Annotated in this window: 14 protein-coding genes; 2 read left to right on the top strand and 12 right to left on the bottom strand. The window is 66.1% G+C overall.

Annotated elements, in window-relative coordinates:
- Positions 1-20 precede the first annotated feature (20 nt).
- The 6 genes from AC3WLF_RS21980 to AC3WLF_RS21955 are packed head-to-tail and all read right to left on the bottom strand — an operon-like array spanning position 21 to position 4,475.
- Complete coding sequence (locus tag AC3WLF_RS21980) at positions 21-308, bottom strand: MSMEG_0570 family nitrogen starvation response protein (protein WP_492356844.1); 288 nt, start codon at positions 306-308, stop codon at positions 21-23.
- 8 nt (positions 309-316) lie between these two features.
- Positions 317-1,312: a sll0787 family AIR synthase-like protein gene (locus AC3WLF_RS21975; RefSeq protein WP_492317803.1), complete on the bottom strand. Its 996-nt coding sequence runs from the start codon at positions 1,310-1,312 to the stop codon at positions 317-319.
- Positions 1,309-1,863, bottom strand: coding sequence for an MSMEG_0567/Sll0786 family nitrogen starvation N-acetyltransferase (locus AC3WLF_RS21970; protein ID WP_492358831.1), 555 nt, complete (start codon positions 1,861-1,863; stop codon positions 1,309-1,311). Before AC3WLF_RS21970 ends, AC3WLF_RS21975 begins: the two co-directional genes overlap by 4 nt.
- Positions 1,860-2,963: an MSMEG_0568 family radical SAM protein gene (locus tag AC3WLF_RS21965; RefSeq protein WP_492358830.1), complete on the bottom strand. Its 1,104-nt coding sequence runs from the start codon at positions 2,961-2,963 to the stop codon at positions 1,860-1,862. Before AC3WLF_RS21965 ends, AC3WLF_RS21970 begins: the two co-directional genes overlap by 4 nt.
- Positions 2,956-3,972 carry a Nit6803 family nitrilase gene (locus AC3WLF_RS21960; RefSeq protein ID WP_492317806.1) on the bottom strand — a complete coding sequence of 339 codons (1,017 nt, stop codon included), beginning with the start codon at positions 3,970-3,972 and terminating at the stop codon, positions 2,956-2,958. The genes AC3WLF_RS21965 and AC3WLF_RS21960 overlap by 8 nt, the downstream gene beginning before the upstream one ends.
- Positions 3,973-3,992: 20 nt before the next feature.
- Positions 3,993-4,475, bottom strand: coding sequence for an MSMEG_0572/Sll0783 family nitrogen starvation response protein (locus AC3WLF_RS21955; protein WP_456806965.1), 483 nt, complete (start codon positions 4,473-4,475; stop codon positions 3,993-3,995).
- Between the two features lie 415 nt (positions 4,476-4,890).
- On the opposite strand from AC3WLF_RS21955, the gene AC3WLF_RS21950 reads away from it, so the two are divergent.
- Complete coding sequence (locus tag AC3WLF_RS21950; protein WP_492317942.1) at positions 4,891-6,282, top strand: aminotransferase-like domain-containing protein; 1,392 nt, start codon at positions 4,891-4,893, stop codon at positions 6,280-6,282.
- Positions 6,283-6,369: 87 nt separating this feature from the next.
- Here AC3WLF_RS21950 and AC3WLF_RS21945 read toward each other — a convergent pair whose 3' ends face one another.
- The 6 genes from AC3WLF_RS21945 to catA form a co-directional block, all read right to left on the bottom strand.
- Positions 6,370-7,065, bottom strand: a complete 696-nt coding sequence (locus AC3WLF_RS21945; protein WP_492317807.1) for an alpha/beta hydrolase — start codon at positions 7,063-7,065, stop codon at positions 6,370-6,372.
- A gap of 96 nt (positions 7,066-7,161) precedes the next feature.
- Positions 7,162-7,947: a 1,6-dihydroxycyclohexa-2,4-diene-1-carboxylate dehydrogenase gene (locus tag AC3WLF_RS21940; RefSeq protein ID WP_492317808.1), complete on the bottom strand. Its 786-nt coding sequence runs from the start codon at positions 7,945-7,947 to the stop codon at positions 7,162-7,164.
- 17 nt (positions 7,948-7,964) lie between these two features.
- Positions 7,965-8,984: a benzoate 1,2-dioxygenase electron transfer component BenC gene (benC, locus tag AC3WLF_RS21935; protein ID WP_492317809.1), complete on the bottom strand. Its 1,020-nt coding sequence runs from the start codon at positions 8,982-8,984 to the stop codon at positions 7,965-7,967.
- 21 nt (positions 8,985-9,005) lie between these two features.
- Entirely contained in the window at positions 9,006-9,521 is a 516-nt protein-coding gene (benB, locus tag AC3WLF_RS21930; protein WP_492317810.1) for a benzoate 1,2-dioxygenase small subunit, read from the bottom strand.
- A complete protein-coding gene (gene benA, locus AC3WLF_RS21925; RefSeq protein WP_492351121.1) occupies positions 9,518-10,942 on the bottom strand; it encodes a benzoate 1,2-dioxygenase large subunit in 1,425 nt (474 codons plus the stop codon). The genes benB and benA overlap by 4 nt, the downstream gene beginning before the upstream one ends.
- Before the next feature lie 104 nt (positions 10,943-11,046).
- Positions 11,047-11,970: a catechol 1,2-dioxygenase gene (gene catA, locus AC3WLF_RS21920; protein ID WP_492317812.1), complete on the bottom strand. Its 924-nt coding sequence runs from the start codon at positions 11,968-11,970 to the stop codon at positions 11,047-11,049.
- Positions 11,971-12,116: 146 nt separating this feature from the next.
- Between catA and AC3WLF_RS21915 the strand changes: the two genes are divergently transcribed.
- Positions 12,117-13,034 (top strand): LysR family transcriptional regulator, encoded by a 918-nt coding sequence (locus AC3WLF_RS21915; RefSeq protein WP_492317813.1) that lies wholly within the window; start codon positions 12,117-12,119, stop codon positions 13,032-13,034.
- Positions 13,035-13,066: the final 32 nt, after the last annotated feature.

Raw genomic sequence — 13,066 nt, 5'->3', positions numbered from 1 at the left:
GCGAGGAATTTGGAAATCGGCTAGCTGCCAAAGCCAAGAAACTGGACGGTGGCGTCCTCCTGACCCTGGAACCGCTGCGCAGCGATTTCCAGGATGCGGAGCTGGTCCATCGCGGAGGAGCAGGCGTAGCCGTACCTGGCACACACCCGCTCGGAAGCGGCGCCCAGCGCGGTACGCGCGCGCTCGACGAACTCGTCCAGCGGATACGCCGTCCCGGCGGCAAAATGCTTCGTGACGATGGAGGATGGGGAATAGCAGGCCATCTCGGTCTGGTCAGGCCAGCGGATGCGGAAATGGGTAACCGGCATGGCAGGTCTCAGGTTGGGGAATCGATCGGCGTGGCCAGGCGCGTCGGCAGGATGAACCCCGCCTCGCGGAAGTCCCACAACGTGGCCCGTTCGCCTGCGTGCGTGAGCGTGGCGACACGGGAATCGTCGATGGCGCCGATCTGGGCGCAGGCAATGCCGCGATCGAGGAAGCGGCGTTCGACCGCCTGCGCCTCGTCGTCATCGACTGCCAGCAGGAAGCCATAGCTGGGGAATGCCGTCAGCCACCGCTCCAGCGGCACGCCAGCGGGCCTGGGAATGCGCTTCAGCGCGATGCTGGCGCCCACCCCGGAGCATTCGAGCAGCATCAGCGTGGTGCCGAGCGCACCCGCCATGCTGATGTCCTTGGCCGCCGCGCAAAGGCCGTCTTCGGCCAGCACCGGCAAGAGTTCGAGATCCGCGCGCAGTCGTTCGCCCGGTGCGCCCGTCGACGCGTTCCAGAACGGGTACGGCTCCGCGAATGCGCCGCGCAGGTCCACCGCCATCAATAGGCGCTGGCCGGGACGCGCGGCGAAGCTCGACAGCAGCTTGCGCGCACGGCCGAGGATGGCCACCGCAAGCTGGCTTTGCTCGCTGCGCGCGTTGCTGTGACCGCCGACGATCGGCACGCCATAGGCGACGGACGCCGCGGCCATGCCCTTGAGCACTTCGGCGGCGTCGGCGGCGCCATGGCTCCATAGCGCATCGACCACGGCCGTCGGCCTGCCGCCCATCGCATAGATATCGCTGACGTTCACCATGACCGCGCTGTAGCCGGCGAACCACGGCATCGTGCGGATGAAATCGCTGACCAGTCCTTCGATGGCGAACAGCAGGTAGCCGTCGCCATCCCGCCATGCCGCGCAGTCGTCGCCGACATCGACAGCCATGGCTGCATTGCGTCCGGCGGCCGCGGCGCCAAGCGGCGACAACATGGCCGGGATATCGGTCTTATGCGCAAAGCCGCGGCTGCTGCGCAGCGTGTGTACGAGATCATCGAGGTTCATCGCATGGCCCTGCCTTCGGTAATCAGGCCCGCGTGCGGGGTATGGCAAGGCGGGTAATGGTTCAGATCTGCCTGCATCAGGTGGTGCGGCCGCCCGAGCAGCGTCTCCTCTGCCAGGACGTGCCAATGCAAGCGCCTGAACAAGGGCACGTTCTGACTCTGCACGTGCGCAAGGAAGCGCCGGCATCCGATCGCGTGGGCGCTGCTCACCGCCAGGCGGATCAGCGTCGCGCCGATATTGCCCTGGCTGCGGTATGCCGCATCCACCGCCAGGCGCGAGCCGAACCACACGCCCGGCTCGCTTTCATGGATGCGCACGGTGCCGACCACGGTGCCGGGATGGCCCGGCAACTCCGGCTCGAAGCGCACCGCCACCAGCAGTTGCGCCACGTCGTCCACCGCGTCCCGGTCGTCGCCAGCGAAGATGCCCTGCTCCTCGCAGAACACGGCCTGGCGCAAGCGATAGGCCTGCTCCGCCTCCCAGACGTGCTCCGCCCAGCGGATGCGGAACATCGGGATGCCCGGCATCTCGACGCAGAGATTGCCTTTCATAATGTTGCTCCGTCGCTCGCCAGTGCCGCCTCGTGCTCGTAGGTGGCCAGCGACGAGCACGCGCCGCACTTGCCGCAACCCGCCTTGATATCGGACGAGCGCATGCCGGCGGCGCCCAACATGGCGCCGAGCGGCTGCAGGATCGACTGCATGAAGGCCGGCGAGGGAGCCGGGTGGTCCTCCAGCGGCGTGCCGGAGATCGGCACGAAAGGCACCACGAACGGATACACCCCGAGTTCGATCAGCTCGCGCGAGATCGCCAGGATGGCTTCCGCGGTGTCGCCGAGTCCCGCGAGGATGTAGGTGCTGACCTGCCCCCTGCCGAACACGGCAACGGCAGCCTTGAAGGCTTCCATGTAGCGGCTCAGCGGCACCGACGCCTTGCCCGGCATGATGCGTTCGCGCAGCGCCGGCGTGACGACCTCGAGGTGCATGCCGAGCGCGTCGATGCCGGCGGCCTTCATGCGCTCGAACCAGCGGTCGTCGTCGGGCGGCTCGCACTGCGCCTGGATCGGCAGGTCGACCGCCGCCTTGATGGCGAAGGCGCTCTCGCAAAGAATAGCCGCACCCCGGTCCGGCGTCGGCGGCGTGCCGGTGGTCAGCACCATATGCCTGACGCCATCGAGCAGCACCGCGGCGCGTGCCACTTCGGCCAGTTGCTCGGGCGTCTTGCGCGCCACCGTACGGCCTGCCGCCAGCGACTGGCCGATCGAGCAGAACTTGCAGGTCTTCTTGCGGCTCTCGTACCGGATGCAGGTCTGCAGGACGGTCGTGGCCAGCACGTCGGCGCCATGCAGCGTGGCGATATGCGAGTACGGAATGCCCTCCAGGGTCTGCAGCGCATGGAAACGCGGCGCCTTCGGAAAGCTGATGCTGGCAATCGGGATGGTTCCGCGCATCAGCGCGCTGCGCCCCGTTCCGTCGGGCGCCTGCGCCACGAACGGCGAGTGCCACGCCGTGCTGGTATGCACCGGCACCATGATGGTCACGCCGTCGATGGTGACCGCCTTGTGGTCGGACGGACCCGCCCCGCCGCGGCGGCTGGCCGCGCCGGCATTCGGGTCTTCCAGGCGCAGCCCGACGGACTGCAGCTCAGTCATCAATTGCCGGCTCGAAGCCGGCACGGTCGCGCTGGATGTCATCGCGGATGCTCCCATGGAAGTTGGAGAAGGCGCCTGCCATCGGCACTGCCGTCACCGCCGGCCGCTCATTGATGGCCAGGCTTAGCAGTTCCGGGCGCGCGTAGTGGCCCACCGAATCCATCATTCGCTTGCGCTTGGTGATGAGCGACATGTCAAGGTCGGCAATGACCATGCCCTCACCCTCGCGCAACGGCGGCGCCAGGTGCTGCCCCTCCGGCGAGATGATTGCGGTGTTGCAGCCGCCGCGCAGCGCCTTCTGCAGCGCCGGATCGGTGGTCACAGAGGCGATCTGCGCTTCGGTCAGCCAGCCGGTGGCGTTGACGACGAAGCAGCCGGATTCCAGCGCGTGGTGCCGGATCGTGACTTCGATCTGCTCGGCAAAGATCGGCCCGACCAGCGAGCCTGGGAACTGGCTGCAGTGGATTTCCTCGTGCTGGGTCATCAGCGCATAGCGGGCCAGCGGGTTGTAGTGCTCCCAGCACGCCAGCGCGCCGACGCGGCCGATTGCCGTGTCCGCGACCTTCAGGCCGGCCGCATCGCCCTGCCCCCAGATCATCCGTTCGTGGAAGGTGGGCGTGATCTTGCGGCGCTTGACCGCGAGATTGCCCTCGGTGTCGAAGATAAGCTGCGTGTTGTACAGGCTGCCGTGGTCGCGCTCGTTCACGCCGAGCACCACGACCATGCCGTGCCGGCGTGCGCGCCCGGCGACGGCATCGGTAACCGGGCCGGGCACCACCACGGCCTGCTCGTACAGCCGCATGTGGTCGCTGCCGGAGTGCACCGGCGGCCGTACGAAGGAGAAGTACGGGTAGTACGGCACGAAGGTCTCCGGGAAGACGATCAGCTGCACGCCTTTCCCGGCGGCCTCGTCGATCGCCTCGCAGACCTTGGCCAGCGTGCCTTCGCCGCTCTCGAGGTCGGGCGCGATCTGAACCGCGGCCGCGCGCACAATGGGTTTCTGTGACATGGTGGCACCTGCCCTTTTGCTCAGACCGTCCAGGTGTCGATGATCAGCGCGTTCTCCTTGCGATGCAGCAGCTTGAGGTCGAGCACATCGAGCGGACTGATCGGGCGAATGCCCTCGATCAGCGAGGCTTCGCCGTGGCCGTACAGGGCCTGCAGGGCGAAGCGGCAGGCGTAGACCTTGCCGCCCTCTTCCATGAACTTGGTGAGCTGCTTGTTGAAGTTCATGTGGCCCGGAAACGCCTCATCGCCGAGCGTCGGGAAGCCGCGCTGAACGCCGAGGTTGACGCCGGGGCCATACAGCAGAATCGAGGTCTCGAAGCCCTTGCGCAGCAGCCGCGTGGCTTGCAGCATGTTGACGAAGCCGATCGAGCCTTCGAAGGCGACGGTGTGGAATGTCACCAGCGCCTTCTCGCCGGCTTCTGCCTTTACGTCCTCGAATACCTTCTCTTCATAGTCGACCAGGAAATCGCCCTTCTTGTGGGCCGGTTTGCTGACAGCAGGCATGCTTCTCTCCGTTGCGTTGATGAGGCAGTGCGGTCGATCGATCCCATGCCGATCGACCGTTCGGCGCCAGGCCGAACACGCCAACATCCGCAACCGATGTGCCACGCAATGTCCGCAGTCATGCGATCAATCTCCAATCAAAGCGATGGCGACCAAATGATCGGCCCAATGATCGCAACGGCTTTGGCCATGGATGCCACCAAAGGCGCACAGCGCACGCCATGACGGCTTTGCCACAATGCACGTTTTTGAACGGGAGCAAGCCGCCCGGGTGCGCACACGTGGTGCATGAGCGTTGATATCGCACCATCATTGAGAACTTCAGATGCGATCGCCTGCGTGGCTTGGTAAGCGATCATTCGAGTGCTACCCTCAGGGCACTGAATTCCATCGCATCGCGCAGCGGGAGACCATGGTGTCCAACCTGACCAGCCATTGGTTAAAACGTATCGCCGGTAGTGCCAAGCCTGCCTATCTGCTGATTCCGGACCTGATCGAGGAGGCGCTGGCCGATGGCCAGCTGCGCGCACGCGACCGGTTGCCGGCGCTGCGCGACCTGGCCGAAGCGCTGCAACTGAACTACACCACCGTGGCGCGCGCCTACAGCGAAGCGAGGAAGCGGGGATTGATCGACACCAAGACAGGAAGTGGCACTTACGTGCGCGGACGTGCGCCCGCGATGCCGCTGCGCGGCGGCACGGGTGCGGAGATGACCATGAACATGCCGCCGGAGCCGCCCGCGATGACGGGGCGGCTTCGTGACGCCATGGCGCAACTGCTGGAGGCCGCCGACCCCTACTCGCTGCTGCGCTACCAGGACTTTGGCGGATCCCCGGCCGATCGCTCCGTCGCCGCGAAATGGCTGCGCAGCTGGGTGCCGGCATGCAGCGCGGACACCGTGCTGGTCACGCCCGGCATCCACAGCGCGCTGGTCGCACTGCTGTCGCAGCTCGCGCGCCCGGCGCAGACCATCTGTGCCGACGCGCTGGCCTACCCCGGCATCAAGGCCATCGCCGCGCAGCTCAATATCCAGCTACAGGCGCTGCCCGGCGACGAGGATGGCCCGTTCGCCCACGCCTTCGAAGCCATGTGCAAGACACAGAAGCCGGCGGCGCTCTATTGCAACCCGACCATCCAGAACCCGAGCACGCGCACCATGCCGCAGGCACGCCGCGAGCAGCTCGCCGAAGTCGCGCTGCGCTACAGCGTGCCGATCATCGAGGACGATGCCTACGGCATGCTGCCGCTGCGGGCACCGCGGACGTTTGCCGCGCTCGCCCCGGAACTCACGTATTACGTCACCGGCCTGTCCAAATGCCTGGGCGCCGGGTTGCGCATAGCGTTCCTGCACGCCCCCACCGCCCGGCAGGCGCAGCGCCTTGCTGGCACCCTGCGGGCAACGACGGTGATGGCGAGCCCCATCAACACACTGCTCGCTACATCCTGGATCAAGGACGGAACGGTAGACGACATGCTCAAGGCCATCCGCGCCGAAAGCGCGGCGCGGCAGTTGATTGCGCGCCATGTGCTTGAGGGCCTGGCCTATGACGCAGACCCGGAAGGCTTTCACCTGTGGCTGCCGATCCCGGCAGCTTCAGCGTGGAGCCCGTCGGAACTGGCGCTGCACCTGCGCTCGCGCGGCATCGGCGCGGTATCGGCCGCCGCTTTCTCGACCGACGGCAACCCGCCCGATGCGATCCGCGTCTGCCTGGGCGGCCCGGGCGAGCGTGATGAGATCGAGGAGTCGCTGCGGATCATCGCGGAGACGCTCGACAATCCGCATCATTTGCATTCAGCGATGCTGTAGCCGGGGGGCTCCCCTTGATTCCCGCGCAGCTTTCCGCTGTTCGGCGCACTGCCCAGCCTGGCCCGGCGGGCGCCGGCGTTCAGGGAGTTATCCCTTGACCGAGTCGGTCGCGGCTTCGTCGATCAACGCTGCAACCTCGACTGGCTTCGAAGCCAGCGAAGCATGGCTTGCCGCCAGAGTCATGACCTTCCGGGGATTGAGCCGGGCTGACATCTTCAGCTGGTTTTCGGGGGCGATCATTCTGTCTTCGCTGGAAATCTGGTACCAGGACGGCTTCTTTCTCCAGGCCGGCGCCGTGATGACGCCGCCGAAGGTGCTTGCAAGCGGCGCCTTCTGCGTCACCGCCATCACCAGCGCGTCGTCGGGCGAAAGATCCTGGCAGAAGCTCTCATGGAACATATCGGACTTGAGCCACAAGTAGCCGTCGCTGTCGGGTTCGAGATTGGGAGCCGCAACCGGAAGATGCTGCTGAGTAATGCCACCGGGACTCTCCCCCGCTTCTGGCGCAAACGCCGCGATATACACAAGCCCCACCACATTGGGCTGGTCACCCGCCTGGGTAATCACCGCACCACCGTACGAATGCCCCACCAGAAGGACTGGCCCTTTTTGCTGGGCAATCATCTTGCGGGTACGCTCGACATCGTCAGCAAGCGATGTCAGCGGCATTTCAACGGCGCGGACGTTCGTATACCCCTTTCGCGCCAGTTCAACGATGACCTTTCCCCAATGCGCGGCACCTCCCCAGAAGCCGTGCACCAGAATGATCGAGGGCTTGCTCATGATCTGACTCCTATCTGCCAATGTAAGCTGTAAGCCGAACAATGCAACACGCTGCAGTCCCTCGCCGGTTGGACTGCGCTCCAATCGATGCCACCGTCAGCCCTGATCCCCGCCGCCAACTGGCAAGACCGTGCCGGTAATGTAAGAAGCCTCGTCCGATGCGAGAAACAGGATGGCATGGACCTGCTCGTCGATCGTGCCATAGCGGTGCATCAGGCTCGAGGCCCTGGTCTGGTCGACGATGGCCTGGTACCAGATGGCCTCCTGCTCGCTCTGCGCTGCCATGTTGCGCGGGATCCTGCGCGGCGGTGCCTCGGTGCCGCCGGTGGCCACTGCGTTGACGCGCACGCCTTCGTGCGCATGCTCGAAGGCGAGGCTGGCCGTCAGTGCGTTGACGCCGCCCTTGGCCGCCGCGTAGGGCACACGGTGGATGCTGCGCGTGGCAATCGACGACACGTTGACGATGACGCCCTGCCGGCGCGCGACCATGCCGGGCAGCACCGCCCGGCAGCACCACAGCGTGGGGAACAGCGAGCGCCGGATCTCGGCTTCGATCTGGTCCTCCTCATAGGCCTGGAAGGGCTTGGCCCAGATTGTGCCGCCCACGTTGTTGACGAGGATGTCGATGCGGCCGAAGGCTGCTTCGGCCGCCTGCGCCATTTGCGTGGCGCCGGCATAGCGCTCCAGGTCGGCGTGCACTGCGATGGCCTGCCCGCCTGCGGCGACGATCTGCGCCGCGACTTCATCGACCAGCGCCGAGCGGTCGACCAGCGCCACCGAGGCGCCCTCGGCGGCGGCGGCCAGTGCGACGCCGCGGCCGATGCCTTGTGCGGCCCCGGTCACGATCATGGCTTTGCCGGCAAAGCGTGTAGCAGTTCTCATGTTGTCGTGCTCCTCGCTCATGCCGCGTTGCTGGCCGAGAACTTCTCATAGTAGAAGCCGGCGGGCGTGATGCCGCTCTGCTGCAGCCAGCCGCGCACGGCCTCCACCATGGCCACGGGGCCACACAGGTAGATGTCGACATCACCGCCGTTGAGCCATTCCGGCTCCACATGGGCTGTGACATAGCCCTTGCGGGCGTGGTTGCTGGCAGCGTCAGCCACGCAGGTACGGTATTCGAAGCCGGGCAAGGCACCCTGGGCCGCATTGATGCGCGACAGCGCCACCAGGTCGATGTCGTTGGTGACCCCGTAGACCATGCGCACCGGCTGCGCACAGCCGCTGGCGGCCAGCACATCGAGCATCGACAGGAAGGGAGCGATGCCGGTGCCGCCGGCCAGGAACAGCACCGGCCGCGCCACCTCGCGCAGGTAGAAGCTGCCGTAGGGGCCCGAAAACGCCACGCGCTCGCCTGATCTGGCCCGGCTGGTCAGCCACGTGCTCATCCGGCCTTCCGGCACGTTGCGCACCACGAAGCCGGTGCGCGCGCTGCCGGGCGCGGAGCTGAAGGAATAGGAGCGCGTCTGGCCGGTGCCCGGGATCTCGACATTGACATACTGGCCGGGCAGGAAGTCCAGGCCAGCGGCCTCGTCCAGGTCGATGGAAAAGCCGATGGTCGAATCGGAGAGCTGTTCGAGCTCGGCCAGCGTCCCCTGGTAGGTGGTGACGCCGGTCTTGCATGCGGCTGACGAGGCGGGCACGCGGATCACGCAGTCCGATCGCGGACGGGTCTGGCAGGCCAGCACGTAGCCCTCGGCAGCTTCCTCCGCGGTCAGTGCATCCTCGATATAGCTCGACGCCGGCAGGTCATAGCTGCCCGACTCGCACAGCCCGCGGCAGGTGCCGCAGGCGCCGTCGCGGCAGTCCAGCGGGATATTGATCTGCTGGCGATAGGCGGCATCGGACAAGGTCTCGTGCTCGCCGCAGGTGATGAACCTGGTGACGCCGTCTTCGAATTGCAGGGCAATGGTGTGTTCCATGGCGCGTTCCTCCAGCCTGGATCAGATGTGATAGATGTCGATGACCTGGTTGATGTAGTCGTTCTTGAGCACGACATACTTGTCCAGGATGCGCGGCTGCCCGCCGGAGAGGTCGAGGGTGTAGCGCGACATGCCGAAGTAGCTGTAAGTGGTCTGGTAGCGATGGCTCAGCGTGTGCCAGTTGAAACGCACGGTGCAGGTGTCGCCCGCCACCCCGAGCACTTCGACGTTGCTCAGGTTGTGGCTGGTGCGCGTGTCCGGAATGGTGGCGCTGGAGCGCTCGGTCTTGATGCGGAACACGCGATCCTCCAGGCCCTGTCGGGTCGGGTAATAGATCAGCGAGACCTCGCGCTGCGGGTCGGTGATCAGCTTGCCGTCGTCATCCCAGCAGGGCATCCAGAACTTTGCGTCGGCGTGGTAGCACGCAAGCCATGCGTCCCACTCTTCGTCATCCAGCAGCCGTGCCTCGCGGTACAGGAAGGACTGGATGGCGGCAAGGTCGACCGGTTTGTCGAGGGTGGTGTCGGCGGCGCTCATGCTGCGCTCCCTGCGGCGGCGTCGGTGGCTTCATTCGCGGCTTCGGCGGATTGCTCTGCCACGGCCTTCTTCATCACGTCCAGCCAGTAGCGGTGCTGCACCGTGTAGAGGCCCTCGTCCTCGGTACGCACCCCGCTCATCACGGGCTTGAGTCCGATGCGCTGCGCGGCTTCGTCGGCACCGTCGATCCAGTGTTTCGCGCCGCGGCACATGTCGTTCCAGGCCAGCGCCTGCCCGGCGTAGCCCTGCTGGCAGGCGCGGAATTCCTCGAGGTCGTCCGGGGTGGCCATGCCGCTGACGTTGAAGAAGTCCTCGTACTGGCGGATGCGGCGCGCGCGCGCCTCGTCGGATTCGCCCTTCGGCGCGATGCAGTAGATGGTGACCTCGGTCTTGTCGACGGCCAGCGGACGCAGCAGGCGGATCTGCGAGCCGAACTGGTCCATCAGGTAGACGTTGGGATAGAGGCACAGGTTGCGCGAGTTCTGGATCATCCAGTCCGCGGTCTCCGCGCCGCAGCGCTCGGCGAATTCCTCGCGGCGGCTGAAGTTGGGGCGGTCCTCCGGATTGGCCCAGCGCGTCCACAGCAGCATGTGGCCATGCTCGAAGGCGTAGAAGCCGCCGCCCTGCTGCCCCCACTTGCCGGCGTCCATGGCGCGGATCTTGTCTTCCTGCGCATTCTTCTGCTTGCGCTGGCTGGTGGTCGCGGCGTAGTTCCAGTGCACCGCCGACACATGGTAGCCATCGGCGCCGTTCTCGGCCTGCAGCTTCCAGTTGCCCTCGAACGTGTAGGTGGACGAGCCGCGCAGCACCTCAAGCCCGTCGGCCGACTGGTCGACGATCATGTCGATGACGCGCGCCGCTTCGCCGAGGAAGTCCTGCAGCGGCGGCACGTCCGCGTTCAGGCTGCCGAACAGGAAGCCGCGGTAGTTCTCGAAGCGCGCCACCTTCTTCAGGTCGTGCGAGCCTTCCTTGTTGAAGCAGTCGGGATAGCCGGCGTTCTCGGGATCCTTCACCTTCAGCAGCTTGCCGCTGTTGTTGAAGGTCCAGCCGTGGAACGGGCAGGTATAAGTGGCCTTGTTGCCGCGCTTGTGGCGGCACAGCATGGCGCCGCGGTGGCTGCAGGCATTGATGAAAGCGTTCACTTCGCCCTGGCGGTTGCGCGCGATCACCACCGGCTGGCGGCCAATATGGGTGGTGTAGTAATCGTTGTTGTTCGGGATCTGGCTTTCGTGCGCCAGGTAGATCCAGTTGCCCTCGAAGATGTGCTTCATCTCGAGTTCGAACAGGTCTTCGTCGGTGAAGGCCGCGCGGTGCAGCCGGTGGTCGCCGCTTGCCTTGTCTTCCACCAGGAAGGCGTCGAGGTCGAGGCGCCCGGCGCTGGGGCGAACGGGGGCCTTGCCCTCCGGATAGATGGGGATCATGGAGTTGTCTCCTGCCGATGTCTTGTCTGCTGGACGGCCCTGCGCATGGCGCTGCCGCCCGGACTGGATCTGCCGGCCCGCGCGGCGGGCGGCACTACGGAAAATCAGGCGGCGGCGCGCTGGCGCTCCACCTCGGCGGCGGGGGCGCCGGCCTGCTCCGGCAGCAGCCGGAAATCGAAGTCGATCGAGGCAAACGGCTTGTCCACGCCGTGTTTGTCGAGCGCTGCGGCTTCGGTGACGCGGGTCACCGCCGGCACCAGCCCCTCGCGGCTGGCGAAGGCGAAGTCATCCCACAGGTATTCGTCGCCGTCGATGTTGATCTGCGTGGTCAGCTTGCGGTGGCCGTCCGCCGACACGAAGAAGTGGATGTGGGCCGGGCGCCGTCCGTGGCGCGCGAGCTGGTCCAGCAGGCCCTGGGTGGTGCCTTGCGGCGGGCAGCCGTAGCCGTTGGGCACGTTGCTGCGGAACTGGTAGCGGCCATTGGCGTCGGTGACGATGGTGCGGCGCAGGTTGAAGTGCGACTGGGTCTTGTCGAAGAACGAATAGTTGCCCATCAGGTTGGCGTGCCACACCTCGACCCTGGCGCCGGGCAGCGGCTTGCCGTCGGCGCCGAACACCGTGCCTTGCATGAACAGGACCTCGCCCTTGCCGTCGTCGCTACCGTCGTCGAGCCGGGCGAAGCCGGTGCTTTCCGGGGCGCCGGCCACGTAGAGCGGGCCTTCGATGGTGCGCGGCGTGCCGCCGGTCAGGCCGGCGCGGGCTTCGGCCTCGTCGGCGCGGACGTCGAGGAAGCGTTCCAGCCCCAGGCCGGCGGCGAGCAGGCCCAACTCCTGGGTGGCGCCCGCCTCGGCGAAGTACTCGATGCCCTTCCAGACTTCGCTGGCGCTCAGGTCGAGGTCCTCGATTGCCTTGAACAGGTCCGCGGTCAGGCGGACTACCACCTGCTGCACGCGCGGGTCGGGGGTGCCTTGCGTGCCGGTGGCGACGATAAAGCTGTGGACCAGGGCGTCGATTTCCGAGTGAGTCATGGGGGTCTCCATAGTTGTGGTTGGGTCCCGGACCATGCTTTGCAGGTATTGAGCTTGTCTTCCGGGTATGGATGGAGCATAGTCAACGCCAGTTTTGGCAGTCCAACACTGATTTAGTATCCGCTTGATACTCAGGAGGTATAGTCGTGGAATTGCGGCACCTGCGTTACTTCGTGGCCGTGGCAGAGGAACGCAACTTCACCCGGGCGGCCGAGCGGCTGCATATCGCACAGCCGCCGCTGTCGCGCCAGATCCAGCAACTGGAGGACGACCTGGGTGTGCAACTCTTCGAGCGCCACTCGCGCCCGCTGAAACTGACCGACACCGGGCGCTTCTTCTATACCCACGCGCTGCAACTGCTGGCCCAGACCGCGGAACTGCAGGCGATGACCAAGCGGGTCGGCAAGATCGAGCACAAGATGTCGGTCGGCTTTGTCGGCTCCACGCTGTACGGGATGCTGCCGCGGATCATCCGGCGCTTCCGGCAGATGCACGCCGATCTCGAACTGAGCCTGCACGAGATGTCGACCATGGACCAGATCAAGGCGCTCAAGGAGGGGCGCATCGACGTGGGCTTCGGGCGCATTCGCCACGAAGACCCGTCGGTGCGGCGCGTGGTGCTGCGCGAGGAGCGCATGATCGTGGCGCTTCCGGTCGGCCATCCGCTGGCTGACGCCAAGCCCGAGCTCGCGCTGCACGACCTGGTCGGCGAGCCGCTCATCATCTTCCCCAAGGCGCCGCGCCCGAGCTTTGCCGACCAGGTGCTGGCCGCCTTCCACGACCGCGCCCTGAAGCCGCGCCGCCTGCACGAGGTGCGCGAGCTGCAGATCGCACTCGGGCTGGTGGCGATGGGCGAAGGCATCTCGGTGGTCCCGAGCAGCGTCTACGGGCTCAAGCGGGGCGACGTGACCTACAAGGAACTGGACGATCCCAAGCTGGTGTCGCCCATTATCATGAGCACGCGCATGCTGGACGAGTCGGCCGACCTGCGCTCGCTGCGGGACATGATCTACCAGCTCTACGAGGATGAGGGCATGGCCTACCTGCCGCCGCCGAAGGATTAGGGATCAACGGGCGGTCCATACTCTGAAGGTAT

Source organism: Cupriavidus sp. FW306-01-F10A, from assembly GCF_058782785.1.
The sequence above is the reverse complement of the archived record's forward strand: the minus strand, read 5'-3'. Positions and strand labels throughout refer to the sequence as shown.